Here is an 18,489-nt window from a genome sequence, read left to right as displayed (position 1 = left end):
ATCCGAGGAACTATCAATGCTTCGTACAACCGCATGCACCCTTGCTCTGGCCTTGAGCACGGCCTTCACCTCTGCCGCCGCCGCTGATCCTGCACCGGGCGGTGCCTACAAGACCGATCCTTCGCATTCGAGTTTCAATTGGTCCTTCGACCATTCCGGCCTGTCCCACTACACGGCCCGCTTTACCGGAGTCGATGCGCGGCTCGACTGGAAGCCGCAAAAGCCGGAAACCTCCACGCTTTCGGTCACGATCGATCCGCTTTCGGTCCGCACCGACTATCCCTGGCCTGAGAAGGTCAACTTCGATGCGGAGATCGGCGGAGACGAGAACTTCCTTGCAGCCAAGCCGATCACCTTCGTTTCCAGGACGATCCACGTGACGGGCGAGAAGACCGGCACCGTCGAAGGCCTCCTGACCCTGCGCGGCGTGACGCACCCGGCAACGCTCGACGTGACCTTCAACGGCTCAATGGCGGAGCACCCGATGATGGGCGTCCCGAAGATCGGCTTCTCGGCGACCGGCAGCATCCGTCGCAGCGATTGGGGGCTGGATTTCGCAATCCCCGAACTCGGCGACATCGTCACCTTCACGATAGAAACGCAGATGGTGCCGGCTGGTTACTCGTTTCAGTGAAAATGAAGCGAATGGCAGGTCCAACGAACCCTGCGCCTCTCCATGATCTTTCCGGATCGGGTCGATTTCGCTGGAAATGGCGATGCGGCCCCTTTATCCTGCAGGGGATGGCGTGTGCTGCGTGCGCCGCGGGCTTTCCCGAAATCGACGGAGACTGAAGATCAACCTTCCAAAACAAAGGGAGCGCTGACCGGTGTCGTCGCCAATCTCTCCAGGCCTCATCCGATCCACCCTTCGTCAGTTCCTCGACAGCGAAGCGTCGGGCGGTCTCGTGCTGATGGCAGTCGCCTTGGCGGCGATCGTGACGGCGAACTCACCACTCGCAGAGGCTTACTTCCACGCGCTTCACATCCATCTGGGGCCGCTCAGCCTGCTGCACTGGATCAATGACGCGCTGATGGCGCTTTTCTTTCTCCTCGTCGGGCTCGAGATCAAGCGCGAAATGCTCGATGGCCAGCTCTCCAGCTGGAGCCGCCGCATCCTGCCGGGCGCGGCGGCAATGGGAGGCATGCTCTTCCCCGCCCTCTTCTACATCCTGTTCAACTGGGAAAACCCGGCCGCCCTGCGCGGCTGGGCGATCCCAACCGCGACGGACATCGCATTCGCGCTCGGCGTCATCTCGCTGTTCGGCCCACGGGTGCCTGCCTCGTTGAAGATCTTCCTGGCGGCACTCGCGATCATCGATGACTTGGGGGCGGTCGTGATCATTGCGCTGTTCTACACGAACGATCTCAACCTCCTGGCGCTTGCAGGGGCTGCGGCAGTGCTTGCGGCGCTCTACGGCATGAACCGCGCCAGGATTTTGAAGCTCTGGCCGTATCTGCTGCTCGGCGCCGTGCTGTGGGTGCTCGTTTTCGCATCCGGCATCCACGCGACGCTGGCCGGCGTTCTTCTCGCTCTGACGATTCCGCTGAAGGTGACGCCTGGTACGCCCGAGGCAAGCCACGACCAGTCGCCGTTGCACCACCTCGAGCACATCCTCCACAGGCCAGTCGCATTCATCGTCGTTCCGATCTTCGGCTTTGCCAATGCCGGCGTCTCCTTCATCGGCGCCTCGGCAGCCACGCTGACAGAACCATTGACGCTCGGCGTGGCGGCGGGCCTGCTACTTGGAAAACTGGCCGGCGTTCTCAGCACGGTCTTTCTGCTCGTCAAACTCGGCCTGGCCGACCTTCCCGCGAAGGCGAGCTGGGGGCAAATGATCGGCGTGGCCGCCCTCTGCGGCATAGGCTTTACCATGAGCCTCTTCATCGGGTTGCTGGCATTCAACGACCCCACCGTCCAAGACCATGTGAAGATGGGCATCCTGCTGGGATCTCTGCTGTCCGGTCTGGTCGGCGCGGCGATGCTCGCAACATTCAACCGGCGATCGTGACGCAGCGGGGCCAGAGACGCTGCAGCTTCCGTCGACGGTGCCGCGCACTCGACCGGCAATTAGCTTGCCAGTTACTGACTCTCGCAGTGACTTTTGACCATCCGCGGTTTTTATTATCTCGCGCCAGCATCGCATGCACTTCGGTTTCAAAATGTCGATATCTTTATGTTCAGCCTCACTGCAGACCAGATGCCGCAGCTACAGTGTTGAAGATCTCATGGCGGACGCCGCCTTTGCCGCGGCTCTGCGCGAATCCGCCTCCGAGCTGCTGGCAATCCATCGCAGTGCGCCCAGAATAGTGCGTTACGTTGCCGATCTGCAGAAGTGGCTGCTCAGCCAGGCGGCATTGGCATTGCATTTTGAGCGGAAGCTCGACCCGTCCCGTCCTCCTTTGACCGCTTCCAACCTTGCAAAGTTTCTGGTCGAGAATCACGTCGCCAGCCATAACACCGCGGTCGCCCATCTGAAGGAGATGGCCTACTACAAACTATTCGAGCCCGTGGCGACGACGGATCGGCGCGCCAACCCATTACAGGCAAGCGCCTATGCTGAAGCCTTGATCCGACAATGGTTCGAAGGGCACCTTCGTTCCCTGGACGGCATGGACGCGGGAGACCGCTGTAGCCGGTCGGAGGCGGATGAGACAATTCTCTATCGCGCTCAGCCGCGTATCGCCCGCCGGCTGTTTAACAATCCGGATTGGTACAGTCCGCCAGAAAGCATCGCGCTGTTCGTGAGGTCCGAATCCGGAAGCAATATATTGCATGACCTCATGTCGCGTGTGCCACTCGCGCCGGTCGTAGGTGAACGCACCTGGGTGGGCGATGTCTCCGCACGATTGACGGCGGCCGAATATGTCATTTCCCGCAGTCATGCCGGCAGATTGTTGGCGGCCGCGCAAAATCAAGGACTACTCGGGTGGGAGGCTGCCCAAATGACCGGAGATTGCTGGATTTCCGCAAAATTCGTCCTCGACTACAGACGGTGGCAGGCCACGAAATTCTCCGTTATATCCGAAGTTTTGGCGAGCATCGGGTAGATGCGTGTTTGTGAAGCGATTCTGAAGTTGCCGGGCCGGTTCGTCAAATTTTCGTTTTTGCGCGCAGCGCCAGCCACTCCGCCCGCTGAAGGCTACGATGGACTTCCGCGCGGGGCTCGGCATGGGCTTAGCCCTCGACATTGGCTCGCAAGTCTGCCTGAAACCAGGTCAAAAATGCATGACCAATCCCAGAATCGGGCCCTGTTGCACTACATCGAAGACGAAGCCGTCATTGCTGAAATCGACGCCCAGGGCACGGTAGCCGACGACTGCTGAAACGGTCTCGCCGAAACGGTAGCCGATCGCAGCAGCGACGTCCCAATCGAGGTCGGCCTGGCCGGCGCCGATCAGGCCCCATCCGGTCAGATAGATCTCGGGCGTGATGGAGTAGTTTCCGCGAAAGCCGGCCATCGCGTCCACCCATGTCTCGCCATCGCTTCGCGTCACCCCATCCAGAACGCCACCGCTGAACGAAATATCGGTGTCGACAGACCAGACCCTCGCCGCTCCGACGACATCAAGTCGCGAGGTGTTGTCATCGATGACCGAGTAGCCGACGCCGAGCAAGCCTGCGAATGTCTCCGTCGAAACTTCTACGTCGGAGGCAATGAACCCTCTGGGCGTACCTGCTGAGCCGGAAATTTTGGTGTATATGATGTCGCCGAAAATGCTGTAGCGGTCGTAGCGGGCCTCGCCAATAGCCATGGCCCCGAAGTCGAGATGGTCAAAAATATCGCTGAAGCTCATGTCGACATCGACAGTCGGCAGTCCGAATTGCGCGACATCGCCGGATAATCCTGCCGCCCAGAAGTAGGGCGCGAATGCGAATGTCCATCCCGTTTCGGTTTCAGCTTGATGAGCTTCCGGCGTCAGCGGCGATTTGATGTCAGCGGCCATGGCGCCAGCGCTGAATAGAAACCCCCCAATGAACGCCGTGGTAAGCGCAGTTCTACGTTTCATCTTCCCCCTCCAGTACTTCGAGAACCTTCTTTCAACGGTTGCAGTGATCACCGGTATCATCCGGATTGACCTTTATTGTTGAAGCAAATCTGCTCTTCTTATTTCCCCCTTGCCGCGCTTCACCATTGCATATTAGCCGAGGCGCAAGAGTCGCACCAGCAAGTTTCAATGAAGGACTGAACGCCCGTAAGGGGAGCCCAGTCGGACCTCCATCACCCTGCCGACCGGCATGTATGCGGTCGGCACGCCAGGGCCGGCCTCAGAGGATATCAAGGCTGATTTCGCCGGGACAGGGGCTCCGGTCATTGATGCTAATCAAGGAGCGCGCCGCTTCGATAGTGTAATGTTCGCACAGTGGAGGGGGAGAGCCATGAAACGGACACCTGGGAAACTCTTGATTGCCGGGCTGATAAGCCTCGGTTCTGCTTTACCGACCGTGGCTCAGCAGGCCACCGATATCGGCACTCTGGACAGCGGGGCGGCTGGACGGGTATTCACCAGTAAACCTCTCTACTCGCCCTATGCGGGACGAAATTTTCCGACCCGCCCGCTTTTTGGCGACACGCATTTGCATACGGGAGCCTCCTTCGACGCCGGCGCGTTCGGCGCGAGGTTGACGCCACGTGACGCTTACCGCTTCGCCCGTGGCGAGGAGGTCATGGCCTCAAGCGGCCAGCCTGCGAAGCTGTCACGGCCGCTCGACTTTCTGGTCGTGGCCGATCACTCCGACAACATGGGCATGTTCCCCGATCTGTTCGCCGGCAAGGCCGAAGTGATCGCCGATCCGCAGGCGAAGACCTGGTACGATATGATCAAGTCAGGCCAGGGCGCTACCGCGGCGCTTCAAATCATCTTCAGCTTCGGCAAGGGAACGCTTCCCCAGAGCATGATCTATGGGCCGGACACGCGTCCCTACAAGAACGCATGGCAGGACACGATAAAGGCTGCCGAGGAATATAACGATCCGGGGCGGTTCACGGCTTTCATCGGCTATGAATGGACGTCCAATACGGCAGGTAACAACCTCCATCGCAACGTCATCTTCCGCGACAATGCCGACAAGGCCGCCCAGGTCGTACCCTATACCACGCTGAAACCACTGGGCAGCGACAACCCGCGCGATCTATGGCAGTGGATGCAGGCCTATGAGGACAAGACCGGCGGCAACGTGCTGGCGATTGCGCACAACGGCAATCTCTCCAATGGGCGCATGTTCCCGCTGATCGAATCCTTCACCGGCAAGCCGGTCGACAAGACCTATGTCGAGCAGCGCGCCAGGTGGGAACGCCTCTACGAAACGACCCAGACGAAGGGGACCGGAGAGGCACACCCGTTGCTGTCGCCGAACGATGAGTTTGCTGATTTCGAGATCTGGGATTTCGGCAATCTCGATGCCAGCGAACGCAAGACGCCTGCTATGCTCGAGTTCGAATATGCACGGTCTGCATTGAAGAACGGCCTCAAACTCGAAGCCGAGCTCGGTACGAACCCTTACAAGTTCGGATTGGTCGGCAGCTCCGATGCACACACGGGCCTTTCGGCGATGGAGGAGGAAAATTTCTTCGGCAAGACCACGCCGCAGGAGCCGAGCCCCGAGCGTCTGACTGCAACCTTTGTCAAGGACGACAAGACCGGCATCACGGTGATGGACTGGGAAGTCGGCGCGTCGGGATACGCGGCTGTCTGGGCGGTTGAAAATACGCGCGAGTCGATATGGGACGCCATGCAACGCAAGGAGACCTATGCCACAACGGGATCGCGCATGGCCGTACGCTTCTTCGGCGGCTGGAATTTCGAACAAGCCGACGCCGAGACCCGCAACCCCGGTGAAATCGGCTACGCCAAGGGCGTTCCCATGGGTGGCGATCTCAGAGCAGCGCCGGAAGGAAAGGCACCGTCGTTCCTCGTCGCCGCGCTGCGGGACCCGATCGGGGCCAATCTCGACCGCTACCAGATCGTCAAGGGCTGGCTGGACGACAAGGGCGAGACGCATGAGCAGGTGTACGATGTCGCCTGGAGCGGGGACCGCAAACCAGGCGCCGACGGCAAGCTGCCGCCGGTCGGCAGCACCGTGAACGTCGAAAACGCGACATGGACCAATACGATCGGCGCTCCGGAACTGATCGCCATCTGGAAGGATCCCAGCTTCGATCCCAAGCAGAAGGCTTTTTACTACGGGCGCGTCATCGAAATTCCGACGCCGCGATGGACTGCCTATGATGCCAAACGGTACGGAACGAAGCCGCTCGAGGGAACGCGGATGACGGTGACCGAGCGCGCCTACACCTCGCCGATCTGGTATACGCCATGACCGCGGCTGAACAGGCCGCCGGACCGACCGCTCCACCCTCCAGCCAACGAACAGGAACGATCTGGCTGAAATCCATGCTAAGGGAGCCGCTGGTTCATTTCCTGCTGCTCGCATTGGTGATCTTCGCCGGTTACCGGCTCATTGGCGCGGATATCCAAAACAAGCCGGGCAGCATCGTCGTCACGGCGCCGAAGATCGAGCAGATGGCCATTCTATTCACCAAGACCTGGCAGCGGCCGCCGACCTCGGAGGAATTGAAGGGCCTGATCGACGACTATGTGAAAGAAGAAGTCCTGGTGCGCGAGGCGCTGGCGCTCGGGCTCGACAGAGACGACACGGTCGTTCGCCGCCGTTTGCGTCAGAAAATGGAATTCGTCGACGCCGCCGCCGACGTTCTGACGCCGACCGACGCAGACCTCCAAGCCTATCTGCAGATCAACGCAGCCACGTTCGAGATTGATCCGATGCTTGCCTTCCAGCAAGTATATCTCAACCCGCAGCGGCACGGCGACAGCACCGCTCGGGACGCAGCCTCCATCCTCGAAGCGCTGCAGGCCAATCCCGCCGCGGATCCTAGCCTATTGGGCGACCCGACGCTGCTTCCTTCCGACCTACCGCTTTCGAGCAAGACGGCGATCGGGCAAACCTTCGGCGTCGAATTCCCCGAGAAACTCGACAAGGCCCCCCTGGATCAATGGACAGGCCCCATCGCCAGCAGTTTCGGGCTCCATCTGGTCCGGGTGTCCAGACGCATGCCCGGCCGAGTGCCAGCGCTCGACGAGGTGCGGGATGCCGTTGCGCGGGAATGGACGAACGCCAAGCGGCGGGCCTTGGAAGACGGGCGATTTGCCGAGTTGCTCAAGCACTATATGGTAAGCATCGAATTCCCTGTCAGTGCGGAAGCCGGCCGATGATGCGGTTCGGCGCATTGCTGGCGGTGCTTGTCCCGCTGTTCCTGGCCACCTCAGGTATTGCTCACGAAATCAGGCCTGCCTATCTCGACCTGCGCGAAACGGCACGCGACGAGTTCGCGGTCATCTGGAAGGTGCCGGCGCAGGGCAACATGCGCCTCAGTCTCAATGCAATACTGCCGAAGCCATGCGTCGAAAAAACAGACCGAGCAAGATCGATCGGCGGCAGCGCCTATCTCCAGCGCTGGACGGTCATCTGTGCAGGCGGACTGAAAGGCGGCGAGATCACCATCGATGGACTCAGGTCGACCATGACGGAAGCGCTCGTTCGCATCGCATATCAAAACGGCGACACAGAGGTCGTGCGCCTCATGCCGGCTGCACCCTCTTTCGCCGTGGCAGGTGCAAAGAGCAGCCTCGACATCGCTCGAATCTATTTCTTGCTGGGAGTCGAACACATCCTTTCCGGTCTCGATCATTTGCTCTTCGTTCTCGCCCTTCTGCTGCTCATTCGAGAGCGCGGGATGCTGATCAAGACCATCACCGCCTTCACGATTGCCCATAGCATCACCTTGGCTGGGGCCTCGCTCGGCTATTTCAGTCTGCCGCAGAAGCCGGTCGAAGCGACAATTGCTCTCAGCATCGCTTTCGTTGCGAGCGAACTTGTTAGAATGAAGCCAGGTGAGACACGGCTTTCCGAAAGGCTTCCATGGGTGGTAGCCTTCGTATTCGGTCTGCTGCATGGCTTCGGCTTTGCCGGCGCCCTGATGGAAATGGGATTGCCACAATCCGACGTGCCGCTGAGCCTGCTAACCTTCAACCTGGGCGTCGAGGCGGGACAACTGATCTTCGTGGCCGCGGCTTCGGTCTTGCTCGGATTGGCAGGAGCACTGGTGACCGTCCCACCCGCACAAGCCCGCCAGGTCGGCGCCTACATTATCGGAACCGCGGCGATGTTGTGGCTTGTTCCACGCATCGCAGGATTGGTCGCGTGAACAGTCGACCTCGTGAATTCTCGACCACGCAGACGCTTTGAGGCGCGCCGGCTGTCGGCGATCAACACCGATCTCGGAACCACCTTGCACTGGATAGCGAAGATTACACAGGTCGCGAACGATCAGGTGCTGACCGAAAGGCGACGGGAAGCGGGTGGGCAGATCAAATTAACCACGCATGGAGGCTGTTTTTTAGAATGGGCCGAAGACTGAATGGTGCCCAGGGGCGGAATCGAACCACCGACACGCGGATTTTCAATCCGCTGCTCTACCAACTGAGCTACCTGGGCCAACCTGCTTCGCGAGGGTGTTCTTGATGAAAAGAACTGCGGGGCCTTGGTTCGCCCCGGAAGCGAGCGGGGTTATAGCATCTTGTTCGGCCATGGCAAGCGTCAAATGACTCTTTTTTGACGGTCTTGCCAATTTTGCGGATTCATGTGGAAAAATAAGAGCTTCGGGGAGGAAATCTCCTAGTTTTCCTCATCCGGGTAATCGGCCTTCGTTTCGTCGTCGGCCACCGGAATGGCGTAGGAGCCGGTCAGCCAGCGGGAGAGATCGACCTCGCGGCAGCGGTTGGAGCAGAAGGGGTAATGTTCGCGGTTCGATGGTTTGCCGCATCCCGGGCAAGGGCGCGTCTTGCGCAGCGGTTCGACCTTGGCGGCGGCTTTCTTGTCTTCGGGCATGATCGGTCCGTCCTAGAGCATGGCGCGCAACAGTGTCAGCGGTGTTGCAACAACGACATGCGAGAAAAAAGCCTTAAAGCGCGACGCGCGGATCTGAAAGATCGTGACGCGCTTTAAGCATCGGCCGTCGGTCAGCCCTCAGGCCACCGGCTATGCACATCGAAGCCCTCGCCGGTCAGAAGCAGAATGGTTTCATAGAGCGGCAGGCCGACGACATTGGTGTAGGAACCCACCATCTTCTGCACGAAAGTGCCGGCAATGCCCTGGATGCCGTAAGCGCCAGCCTTGCCGCGCCACTGGCCGGAGGCGAGATAATTCTCGATCTCGAAACCGGACAACCGCTTGAAGCGCACCTTGGTCTCGACGATCTTCTGGCGGATCTTGCGATCGGGCGTCACCAGGCAAATGCCGGTATAGACGAGATGGTTGCGTCCCGACAAGAGATGTAGCGAGCTCAGCGCCTCGTCGGCGAATTCAGCCTTGCCGAGAATGCGCCGGCCGACGGCGACCACCGTATCGGCGGAGAGGATATAGCTGCCCTTCCAGGTGATATCGCCCTTGATGGCGGCAAGTGCGGCCTCGGCCTTCTCGGCCGATAGCCTTCGGGCGAGCGAACGCGGATGCTCCGACTTCTTCGGCGTCTCGTCGATATCCATCGGCATCAGGCGCGAAGGCTCGATGCCGGCCTGGTTGAGGAGGTCGACGCGACGGGGCGAGCCCGAGGCCAGAATGAGCTTGTATTTCAGCGCCATGAAACCTCGACCATCGGCGGACGGGAGCGGGCAGACTTACTTGAAACGGTAGGTGATGCGGCCCTTCGTCAGATCGTAGGGCGTCATCTCCACCAGCACCTTGTCGCCGGCGAGAACGCGGATGCGGTTCTTGCGCATGCGGCCGGCGGTATGGGCGATGATCTCGTGTTCGTTTTCAAGCTTCACGCGGAACGTCGCATTCGGCAGAAGTTCGGTGACGATTCCCGGGAATTCGAGGACTTCTTCTTTCGGCATATAGTGGTTTTCTTCCTGTGGGTTGCAGAGGCAGCGCAACGCGCGCCTTTAAATTTGGGCGGAAACTACACAATCAAGGCAGGTTTGTGAACCTTGTTGATCAGGCTTTCCTTTATTTGTTTTCATGCCGATTGCGCGGCGATGCCATTTCGTTTGAGCAACCGGCTTTCGATGAGGCCGGCCAGGTGATCGCGGACCTCGCGATAGCTGTGCAGTATCTGCTCCCTCGTGCCGCTGACGACCGTCGGATCCATGGTCGGCCAGTAGACGACGTCGATCGCGTTCGACCGCGTCAGCTCGAGTGCGGCGTGATGGGCCTGCGGCGACAGCGTGATGATCAGATCGAAATAATCGTCCTCGAGTTCATCAAGCGTCTGCGGCTGGCGGCGCCCGAGAGACAGCCCGATTTCCTCGAGCACGACATCGACGAAAGGATCGCGCTCGCCGGCGCGAACGCCGGCGGACCTTATATAGGTATTGGCAGGCAGAATGCTACGGGCGATCGCTTCGGCCATCGGCGAGCGGATGGCGTTCAGCCCGCACATGAAGAGAATGGCGCCCGGCCTCTTTGCGTCCTCGACGTCGGCGGCAAGCTCCATCGCCGTCATCCGCGCCAGTAGAGCACACAGACCAGCGTGAAAAGGCGCCGGGCGGTGTCGAAATCGACCTCGATCTTGCCGGCCAGCCGGTCTTTCAGCGTCTGCGAGCCTTCGTTGTGGATGCCACGCCGGCCCATGTCGATCGCTTCGATGCGGCTTGGCGTGGCCGATCGGATCGCTTCGTAATAGCTTTCGCAGATCATGAAGTAATCCTTGACGATCCGCCGGAAGGGGGTAAGCGACAGGATATGGGTGGCGACATCGCCGCCTTCTTCGGTCTTGATGGCGAACACCAGCTTCGAATCCATCAGCGAGATGTTCAGCCGGTAGGGACCGCCGGCATGGCCGAGCGGCTCGAACCTGTTCTCCTCGATCAGATCGAAGATGGCGACGGCACGCTCATGTTCGACATCGGGCGTCGAACGGCCGATCGTATCGTCGAGGACGACGTCGCAAAGCCGGAAATCGCCCGCCGCCATCCCCTCACACCTAATCGAGGTTGAGGCGGATCGCGACCGACCGCGCATGGGCATCGAGGCCTTCGGAGACCGCAAGCGCGATCGCCGCCGGGCCGAGGGTGCGCAACTCACCCGGCCCCAGGCGCAGGATCGAGGTACGCTTGACGAAATCGAGCACAGACAGGCCGGAGGAAAAGCGCGCCGAACGCGCCGTCGGCAGCACATGGTTCGAGCCGCCGACATAATCGCCGATAACCTCAGGCGTATGAGCGCCGATGAAGATAGCGCCGGCATTGCGGATGCCGTCGAGCAGCCGGTCGGGATCGGCAACGGCAAGCTCCAGATGCTCGGCAGCGATGCGATTGGCAAGCGGGATGGCCTGCTTCAGATCGGCAACCAGGATGACGGCGCCGAAATCGCGCCAGCTTGCCGCTGCCGTGTCGGCGCGGTTCAGCGTCTTCAGCTGGCGTTCGACCGCCTGCTCCACCGCCTTGCCGAATTCGGCATCGTCGGTGATGAGGATCGCCTGGGCGCTGACATCGTGCTCGGCCTGCGCCAAAAGATCGGCGGCGATCCAATCAGGATTGTTGTCTTTGTCGGCAATCACCAGCACCTCGGAGGGGCCGGCGATCATATCGATGCCGACGGTGCCGAAGACGTGGCGCTTGGCGGCGGCGACATAGGCGTTGCCGGGACCGGTGATCTTGGCGACAGGAGCGATCGTCTCGGTGCCGTAGGCGAGAGCGGCGATCGCCTGGGCGCCGCCGACGCGATAGATCTCGGTCACGCCGGCCAGCCTGGCGGCGGCGAGCACCGCCGGATTGACGGCGCCGCCGGTGGCAGGAACGGCGATGACGACGCGATCGACGCCGGCGACCTTGGCCGGGACGGCATTCATCAGCACCGAGCTCGGGTAACTCGCGGTGCCGCCCGGAACATAGAGCCCGACCGCCTCGATTGCCGTCCAGCGCGAGCCGAGACGGACGCCGAGATCGTCCTCGTAGATATCGTCCTTCGGCAGCTGCCGGCGATGATGGCTTTCGATGCGCAGCGCCGCGAGCTTCAGCGCACCCAGCACTTCGGCGGGCACCGCCTCGATCGCCGCGTCGATCTCCTCCGCCGTCACGCGCATCGGTACCACGGCAAAATCGATGCCGTCGAATTTCAGCGAATATTCGGCCAGCGCCACATCGCCGCGCGCCCTGACATTATCGATGATAGAGCGGGCGACGGCATTCACATCCTCGGACACTTCGCGCTTCGTCGTCAGAAAGGCGGCAAAATGCTGCTCGAAACCTTCCAGTACCTGATCCAGCCAGATTGCCAAGACCTATATTCCTTCTCAACTCGAACCGCGATGTTCAAACTTCAGGCGTCAAGCCATTCAGGGGTGGCGGGGTTTGGAAGCCGCCTGCCATGCGCCGCCGATATCGGCCATCTGGACCTCAATGCATTCGACGTCGAGCGCAATCGAGGCAGTGCCCGACAGCGCCAGCTCGATCGTGCCATCCGGCCCCTCGCCCTTCCTGTCGAAACGCAGCGCCAGCAGCGACAATACCTGATCACGATTGCCGCGATCGACGCCGAGCGAACGGACGGCAAGCACGCGCTTGAAGGCCAGAACGGCACGGCGGCGCTCGAAACCTCTGCGCTTGCGCGCGGCACTTTCCCAGACGAAGCGATTGGCGGCAAGCGCGAACTGGGCGCCGCGCGGCGACCAGTCGATATCGCCGACCTTGAAGACGCTATCCTGCATATGCGCAGAAATGATCGCGAGGTCCTCGTCATCAAGCGCAACAAGCTTCAGGTCGGTCATTCAGGCTCAATCCCCAGAGCAGGATGCCGAAAGTGCGAGCGATTTTCGGACGACATCATGCTCTTGCTATTTAACAGGCATCGCCGGAATGGCGATGCGTCAGACAAGGCAAATAAGATGCTGCGACCGATTACGCAACCGGAATGAAGGTCTCTCTTACTCGCTGATGCGCTCGACGACGGCGCCGCAGCGGGTCAGCTTCGCTTCGAGCCGCTCGAAGCCGCGGTCGAGGTGGTAGACACGGGAGACCGTGGTTTCACCCTCGGCGGCGAGGCCGGCGATGACGAGCGAGACGGAGGCGCGCAAATCGGTCGCCATGACGGGCGCGCCGCGCAGGCGCTGGACACCTTCGATCTTCGCGGTCTGGCCGGAGAGCGAAATCCTGGCGCCGAGTCGGGCAAGCTCCTGCACGTGCATGAAGCGGTTTTCGAAGATGGTCTCGGTGACATGCGAGATGCCGGAGGAGCGGGTCATCAGCGCCATGAACTGTGCCTGCAGATCGGTGGGGAAGCCCGGGAAAGGATCGGTGACGATATCGACCGGCTTGATGCCGGCGCCGTTGCGCCTGACGCGCATGCCGTTATTGGTCGCCGAGATATCAGCGCCGGCCCGGCGCAGGGTTTCCAGTGCGGTTTCGAGCAGCGACACATCGGTATTTTCGAGCACGACGTCACCGCCGGCCATGGCGACGGCCATGGCGTAGGTGCCGGTCTCGATGCGGTCCGGCAGGACGCGATGACGGGCGCCCGAGAGCGAGGTGACGCCTTCGATGGTAATGGTCGAGGTGCCGGCGCCTGATATCTTGGCGCCCATGGCGTTCAGGCAGTTGGCGAGGTCGGCGACTTCAGGTTCGCGGGCGGCGTTGCCGATGACAGTCGTGCCGCGGGCAAGGGTCGCGGCCATCATCAACACATGGGTGGCGCCGACGGAGACTTTCGGGAAGGTGTAACGCGCGCCGATCAGGCCGCCATCCGGCGCCCTGGCGTTGATATAACCGGCATCGATCTCCATCGTCGCGCCAAGCGCCGTCAGGCCGTCGATGAAAAGATCGACGGGGCGCGTGCCGATGGCGCAGCCGCCCGGCAACGACACGCGGCAATGGCCCTCACGCGCCAAGAGTGGCCCGATGACCCAGAAGGAGGCGCGCATCTTGGAGACCAGTTCGTAAGAAGCGGTGGTATCGACGATGGTGCGGCAGGTGAAGTGGATCGTGCGGGCGTAGGAATCCTCCTGGCGCTCGCGGCGGCCGTTGACGGCGACGTCGACGCCGTGATTGCCGAGAATGCGCATCAGAAGCTCGACGTCTGCCAGATGCGGCACGTTTTCCAGCGTCAGCGTGTCACTGGTCAGAAGCGAGGCGATCATGAGCGGCAGTGCGGCATTCTTGGCGCCGGAAATCGGAATGATGCCATTCAGCTCATTACCGCCGACAATTCTGATACGATCCATGTGCGCTTACTTCCTGAAAGTTCTGCCTTGAAAGAAGGAGTGAGGTGTTTAGGGGATTTATGCAGAGGCTTCAATTCGTCCGGGACGGAACATTACGATTCGTCCATTTTTGCGGCGGGCAGCCCGTTTGTTTCGTCGGCCTGGCCGGAACGGCGGGCACGCACCTGCTGTTTGCGTCTCGAGAGATTTTCCCTGAGCTTTTCGGCGGCGCGCTCGCGGCGCAGTTTCGCCTGTGCCTCGATCGCCTCTTTACGGCTCTTCTGGCCGGTTTCGGTCTTGTCGTTCATGTCAACAGAATTAGCCGAATTCGCACCGATCCAAAAGGCCCTTGCATCTCTATCCACGCGAAGTTGGATTTTGCGGCTTGCGCTTGTCGTCAAGCTGTGGCAATAGCCGCCCCGTTCCTGCAATTGAGCCGCCCGGCTCCATGCGGATCTGGTCCTGCTGCCGTAGCTCAGTGGTAGAGCACACCCTTGGTAAGGGTGAGGTCGGTGGTTCAATCCCACTCGGCAGCACCAGTTTTCTCCCGGACATCATTTCTCACGCGCCCGGCTACCCCTGATCCGGCCGCCGCCACCTTCTCCCCATGAACGGGGCGAAGAGACCAAGCCGCGACCTCTCCCCGTGCCTAGCGGCTCCAGCGCGCAAGTTCCATAAAACTTATCTGCGACTGCTCAACATTCCCCTGGCGTGCGCACCCCCGGCGATCCGCCTCACCCAAGCTGGCATTTCGCCTCATCAGCAACGAACGATTCACCATTGTTGACGGCAAAAATCGCGCTAGAATGCCTATCATAGCGGCGTCCGTCCTGAGAATGGGAGGCGCTGCACCCTGTTTCTGTCGACAATCGTGGAGGAGAATCGATGGCAACTGAACGATGGAACAGCCCGGTCACGGTCGGTTTCGAGGGAGCCGATGCGCGAACGGTCAACGGGCCGTTCGATGCCTTGAAATGCCTGGCAGATCTCTGGCCGAGTTCGCGCGGGCTTCGTTACATCAAGGCCCGCAGCACCTGCCGGGCTGCGTTGGACGGTCGCAAAAGCATGGAGGAGGCTAGAGCCGAGTTCCTGGCGGCGGCCGAAGAGGCGAAGCTGAAGCTGCATTGATGCAGCAGACGTCCGGCCGTTTCCGGTTTGGTCAGCAAACCGTGCCGGAACGATACATTGTTTAATTTTCACTTAACCCTGCATCGAGCAGGTGCCGGGTTTTGGCGCAAAGGGCGTTGCGCCTGAGCCAGCTGTTTCGATAGAAAACATCCAGCCGTCATGATGACGGTCAGAGGCTCGTCATCCGGAAACGCAGGCGAGCCTCGTTCGAGCGGATCGGCTTCAGCAATCCGCACCGGCCTCATTCTCCATCTCGATATATCCCACACCGATGATCGTGCCGTCGGCCGCGCGGATGAAGGACGGCAGGTAGTGCGGCTCTGCCGGCTCACAAGCGACACTGCCGGTATATTCGTTGAGGGCGATCTGATCCTTCGGCAAGGCGGAATAATCCATGCCCGTCTCGAGCGAGGCATAGGCTGAGCCGACAAAGACGCCGCAGCCGATGATCAAGGTGGACGCCCAGAGGCGAAGAAGCGTCTGCATGATGGTCTCCAGCGTTTCGGGTCCGGCATTTCAACACCTGGAGAGTGCTTTGGTTCCCTCAGCGCCGCAGCAGGCGCTGCAACATAGCCTCAGCCGGCGATGCTTTCCGCGATCTCGGCCCCCGTCGACATCGCTGCGCCGGCGCACGAAACATTCGACAACGTGACGGGCAGCAGCTCTTGGCGAAAGAGGCTGCGCGTTCCATATCAGCTGAGAAGGACGACGATGATGAAAGGGTTTCTGCCCGCCTTGTTTGCAGGGGCATTGCTGGCCGGCTGCTCCTCGGCCGATACGGCCGCGCTCGAACCCATCCCCGGCAGCATCACCTATGGCGGCCAGCCGCGAACCAAGCTCACCAAGTCGCCGATCGGCAGCGCCGTCCATCATCAATTCTACAACGAGACGGGCCAGCGCGTGGAGGAAACCTATATCCTCCAGCCCGACCGCAGCCTGAAACTGGTGCGGCGCGTGATCGGCCCGGATTTCCCCGATTAAGGTCTCGAACCGCTTGACAGCGGCTAAAATCGCGAACATTCAAGGAACATCTAATCTTCCCGGAGTGATTCTGCGGGAGCCCGACCGGACGGCTGGATGTATCTCGAAAAGCTCAATCCGCAGCAGCGCATGGCCGTCGAGCACGGCACGCTCACTGACGGCAGCCATATTGCCGGGCCGCTGCTGGTCATTGCCGGCGCCGGCTCCGGCAAGACGAATACGCTGGCGCATCGCGTCGCCCATCTGATCGTCAAGGGCGCCGATCCGCGCCGCATCCTGCTGATGACCTTCTCGCGTCGGGCAGCCGCCGAGATGGCGCGGCGCGTCGAGCGCATCTGCCGTGATGTGCTGGGTTCGAATGCCGGCATCATGGCCGATGCGCTCAACTGGTCCGGCACATTCCACGGCATCGGCGCGCGGCTGCTGCGCGATTACGCCCAGCAGATCGGCCTCGATGCCGATTTCACCATTCACGACCGCGAAGACAGCGCCGATCTGATGAACCTCATCCGGCACGATCTCGGCTTCTCCAAAACGGAAAGCCGCTTTCCGGCCAAGGGGACCTGCCTCGCCATCTATTCCCGGGCAGTGAATTCGGAGACGGCGCTCGATCAGGTGCTGCGCGACGCCTTTCCCTGGTGCGCAGCGTGGGAGCAACAACTGCGCGAACTCTTTGCCTGTTATGTCGAGGCGAAGCAGGCTCAGAACGTGCTCGATTACGACGATCTCCTGCTCTACTGGGCGCAGATGGTCGGCGAGAACGTGATTGCCGAGGATATCGGCAGCCGCTTCGACCATGTGCTCGTCGACGAATATCAGGACACCAACAGGCTGCAGGCCTCGATCCTTCTGGCGCTGAAGCCTGAGGGCCAGGGGCTGACCGTCGTCGGCGATGACGCGCAGTCGATCTATTCCTTCCGTGCGGCGACGGTTCGCAATATCCTCGATTTTCCCGCCGCCTTCAGCCCGGCCGCCAATATCGTCACGCTCGATCGCAATTACCGCTCGACGCAGCCGATCCTGGCCGCGGCCAATGCCGTCATCGATCTCGCCTCGGAGCGCTTCACCAAGAATCTCTGGACCGAGCGGCAATCGGCGGAACGGCCGCGCCTCGTTTCGGTGCGCGACGAGGCCGAGCAGGCGCGTTATATCGCCGAAAAGGTGCTCGACAATCGCGAAGAAGGCTTGAAGCTCAAGCAGCAGGCCGTGCTCTTCCGCGCCGCCCATCACAGCGGGCCGCTGGAGGTTGAGCTGACCCGGCGCAATATTCCCTTCGTCAAGTTCGGCGGCTTGAAGTTTCTCGACAGCGCGCATGTGAAGGACATGCTGGCCGCCCTTCGCTTTGCGCAAAATCCGCGCGACCGGGTGGCGGGCTTCCGGCTGATGCAGATCCTGCCAGGCGTCGGACCGTCGACGGCGCAGAAGGCGCTCGATCTGATGGCCGAGGATGCAAGCCCGCTGTCGGCGCTGGCCGCCATGCCGGCGCCGCCGCGCTCCGGCGAGGACTGGACCGCCTTCGTTTCGATGCTGCAGGAGCTGAAATCCGGCAAGGCCGGCTGGCCGGCTGAAATCGGGCTGGCGCGGCAATGGTACGCGCCGCATCTGGAACGGCTGCATGAGGACGCGGCGACGCGGCAGGCCGATCTCCTGCAGCTCGAGCAGATTGCCGGCGGCTATGCCTCGCGCGAGCGCTTCCTCACCGAGCTCACCCTCGATCCGCCGGATGCGACCAGCGACCAGGCCGGCGTGCCGCTGCTCGACGAGGATTATCTCGTCCTCTCGACCATCCATTCGGCCAAGGGCCAGGAGTGGACGAGGGTGTTCATGCTGAACGTCGTCGACGGCTGTATTCCGAGCGATCTTGCCGTCGGCGCCAGCGCCGAAATCGAGGAGGAACGCCGGCTGCTCTATGTGGCGATGACGCGCGCCCGGGACGGTCTCGACCTTGTCGTGCCGCAACGCTTCTTCACCTATGGGCAGAACGCCCAAGGCGATCGGCACGTCTATGCCGCGCGCAGCCGTTTCATTCCCGCGACGCTGCTGCAGTTCTTCGAGGCCTGCAGCTGGCCGCAGGTGAAATCGGAAGCCGCCGCCCAGGCGCAAGCGCGGCAGGTGCGCATCGACGTCGGCGCCCGCATGCGCGGCATGTGGCGATAGAGTGCGT

Annotated in this window: 20 protein-coding genes and 2 tRNA genes; 10 read left to right on the top strand and 12 right to left on the bottom strand. The window is 61.3% G+C overall.

The window, feature by feature from the left end; all coding sequences use genetic code 11:
- Window positions 1-16: 16 nt before the first annotated feature.
- The 3 genes from HJB91_RS06570 (at window position 17) to HJB91_RS06560 (ending at window position 3,048) form a co-directional block, all read left to right on the top strand.
- Window positions 17-634: a YceI family protein gene (locus HJB91_RS06570; protein ID WP_210629269.1), complete on the top strand. Its 618-nt coding sequence runs from the start codon at window positions 17-19 to the stop codon at window positions 632-634.
- Between the two features lie 193 nt (window positions 635-827).
- Complete coding sequence (gene nhaA, locus HJB91_RS06565; protein ID WP_221122740.1) at window positions 828-2,009, top strand: Na+/H+ antiporter NhaA; 1,182 nt, start codon at window positions 828-830, stop codon at window positions 2,007-2,009.
- A gap of 217 nt (window positions 2,010-2,226) precedes the next feature.
- The gene (locus HJB91_RS06560; protein WP_221145949.1) at window positions 2,227-3,048 is read left to right on the top strand and encodes a hypothetical protein; all 822 of its coding nucleotides are present in this window, start codon (window positions 2,227-2,229) and stop codon (window positions 3,046-3,048) included.
- A gap of 168 nt (window positions 3,049-3,216) precedes the next feature.
- Here HJB91_RS06560 and HJB91_RS06555 read toward each other — a convergent pair whose 3' ends face one another.
- Window positions 3,217-3,945 carry a hypothetical protein gene (locus tag HJB91_RS06555; protein ID WP_259669841.1) on the bottom strand — a complete coding sequence of 243 codons (729 nt, stop codon included), beginning with the start codon at window positions 3,943-3,945 and terminating at the stop codon, window positions 3,217-3,219.
- Window positions 3,946-4,378: 433 nt separating this feature from the next.
- Here HJB91_RS06555 and HJB91_RS06550 point away from each other — a divergent pair, with 433 nt between their 5' ends.
- From HJB91_RS06550 to HJB91_RS06540, 3 genes are read left to right on the top strand one after another with little or no spacing between them, the layout of a single operon-like run.
- Window positions 4,379-6,319, top strand: a complete 1,941-nt coding sequence (locus HJB91_RS06550) for a DUF3604 domain-containing protein (protein WP_221122739.1) — start codon at window positions 4,379-4,381, stop codon at window positions 6,317-6,319.
- Entirely contained in the window at window positions 6,316-7,233 is a 918-nt protein-coding gene (locus tag HJB91_RS06545) for a peptidylprolyl isomerase (RefSeq protein WP_259668835.1), read from the top strand. The genes HJB91_RS06550 and HJB91_RS06545 overlap by 4 nt, the downstream gene beginning before the upstream one ends.
- Window positions 7,230-8,225: a HupE/UreJ family protein gene (locus HJB91_RS06540; protein WP_210631695.1), complete on the top strand. Its 996-nt coding sequence runs from the start codon at window positions 7,230-7,232 to the stop codon at window positions 8,223-8,225. The genes HJB91_RS06545 and HJB91_RS06540 overlap by 4 nt, the downstream gene beginning before the upstream one ends.
- Before the next feature lie 214 nt (window positions 8,226-8,439).
- Here HJB91_RS06540 and HJB91_RS06535 read toward each other — a convergent pair.
- The 10 genes from HJB91_RS06535 to HJB91_RS06490 form a co-directional block, all read right to left on the bottom strand.
- A tRNA-Phe gene (locus HJB91_RS06535) sits at window positions 8,440-8,515 on the bottom strand.
- Window positions 8,516-8,695: 180 nt separating this feature from the next.
- Window positions 8,696-8,908, bottom strand: a complete 213-nt coding sequence (gene yacG, locus HJB91_RS06530; RefSeq protein WP_221153883.1) for a DNA gyrase inhibitor YacG — start codon at window positions 8,906-8,908, stop codon at window positions 8,696-8,698.
- A gap of 131 nt (window positions 8,909-9,039) precedes the next feature.
- The gene (locus tag HJB91_RS06525; RefSeq protein WP_210629274.1) at window positions 9,040-9,660 is read right to left on the bottom strand and encodes a Maf-like protein; all 621 of its coding nucleotides are present in this window, start codon (window positions 9,658-9,660) and stop codon (window positions 9,040-9,042) included.
- Between the two features lie 36 nt (window positions 9,661-9,696).
- Window positions 9,697-9,915, bottom strand: coding sequence for a translation initiation factor IF-1 (gene infA, locus HJB91_RS06520; protein WP_003545338.1), 219 nt, complete (start codon window positions 9,913-9,915; stop codon window positions 9,697-9,699).
- Between the two features lie 122 nt (window positions 9,916-10,037).
- Window positions 10,038-10,523: a low molecular weight phosphatase family protein gene (locus HJB91_RS06515; RefSeq protein ID WP_210629275.1), complete on the bottom strand. Its 486-nt coding sequence runs from the start codon at window positions 10,521-10,523 to the stop codon at window positions 10,038-10,040.
- A complete protein-coding gene (locus tag HJB91_RS06510; RefSeq protein WP_210629276.1) occupies window positions 10,520-10,993 on the bottom strand; it encodes a UPF0262 family protein in 474 nt (157 codons plus the stop codon). Before HJB91_RS06510 ends, HJB91_RS06515 begins: the two co-directional genes overlap by 4 nt.
- A 10-nt stretch (window positions 10,994-11,003) precedes the next feature.
- Window positions 11,004-12,299, bottom strand: a complete 1,296-nt coding sequence (hisD, locus tag HJB91_RS06505) for a histidinol dehydrogenase (RefSeq protein ID WP_221153881.1) — start codon at window positions 12,297-12,299, stop codon at window positions 11,004-11,006.
- Between the two features lie 57 nt (window positions 12,300-12,356).
- Window positions 12,357-12,788: a DUF2948 family protein gene (locus tag HJB91_RS06500; protein ID WP_210629278.1), complete on the bottom strand. Its 432-nt coding sequence runs from the start codon at window positions 12,786-12,788 to the stop codon at window positions 12,357-12,359.
- Between the two features lie 156 nt (window positions 12,789-12,944).
- A complete protein-coding gene (gene murA / locus HJB91_RS06495) occupies window positions 12,945-14,237 on the bottom strand; it encodes a UDP-N-acetylglucosamine 1-carboxyvinyltransferase (protein WP_210629279.1) in 1,293 nt (430 codons plus the stop codon).
- A gap of 92 nt (window positions 14,238-14,329) precedes the next feature.
- Window positions 14,330-14,524, bottom strand: a complete 195-nt coding sequence (locus tag HJB91_RS06490) for a hypothetical protein (RefSeq protein WP_011423945.1) — start codon at window positions 14,522-14,524, stop codon at window positions 14,330-14,332.
- Window positions 14,525-14,680: 156 nt separating this feature from the next.
- On the opposite strand from HJB91_RS06490, the gene HJB91_RS06485 reads away from it, so the two are divergent.
- Both HJB91_RS06485 and HJB91_RS06480 read left to right on the top strand, forming a co-directional pair.
- Window positions 14,681-14,755: transfer RNA gene (locus HJB91_RS06485), tRNA-Thr, on the top strand.
- A gap of 346 nt (window positions 14,756-15,101) precedes the next feature.
- On the top strand, window positions 15,102-15,344 hold the full coding sequence (locus HJB91_RS06480) for a DUF982 domain-containing protein (protein ID WP_210629280.1): 243 nt from the start codon (window positions 15,102-15,104) through the stop codon (window positions 15,342-15,344).
- Window positions 15,345-15,566: 222 nt separating this feature from the next.
- On the opposite strand, the gene HJB91_RS06475 is transcribed toward HJB91_RS06480, so the two are convergent.
- Entirely contained in the window at window positions 15,567-15,830 is a 264-nt protein-coding gene (locus tag HJB91_RS06475) for a hypothetical protein (protein WP_210629281.1), read from the bottom strand.
- Between the two features lie 228 nt (window positions 15,831-16,058).
- Here HJB91_RS06475 and HJB91_RS06470 point away from each other — a divergent pair, with 228 nt between their 5' ends.
- Together HJB91_RS06470 and HJB91_RS06465 are read left to right on the top strand one after the other, a co-directional pair.
- On the top strand, window positions 16,059-16,325 hold the full coding sequence (locus HJB91_RS06470; protein WP_210629282.1) for a hypothetical protein: 267 nt from the start codon (window positions 16,059-16,061) through the stop codon (window positions 16,323-16,325).
- Between the two features lie 96 nt (window positions 16,326-16,421).
- The gene (locus HJB91_RS06465) at window positions 16,422-18,482 is read left to right on the top strand and encodes an ATP-dependent helicase (protein ID WP_221122737.1); all 2,061 of its coding nucleotides are present in this window, start codon (window positions 16,422-16,424) and stop codon (window positions 18,480-18,482) included.
- Window positions 18,483-18,489 lie beyond the last annotated feature (7 nt).

The sequence above is a fragment of the Rhizobium sp. NLR10b genome, assembly GCF_019685435.1.
In the GTDB taxonomy this organism is placed as follows: domain Bacteria; phylum Pseudomonadota; class Alphaproteobacteria; order Rhizobiales; family Rhizobiaceae; genus Rhizobium.
This window is presented reverse-complemented; position numbering and strand designations above follow the sequence as displayed.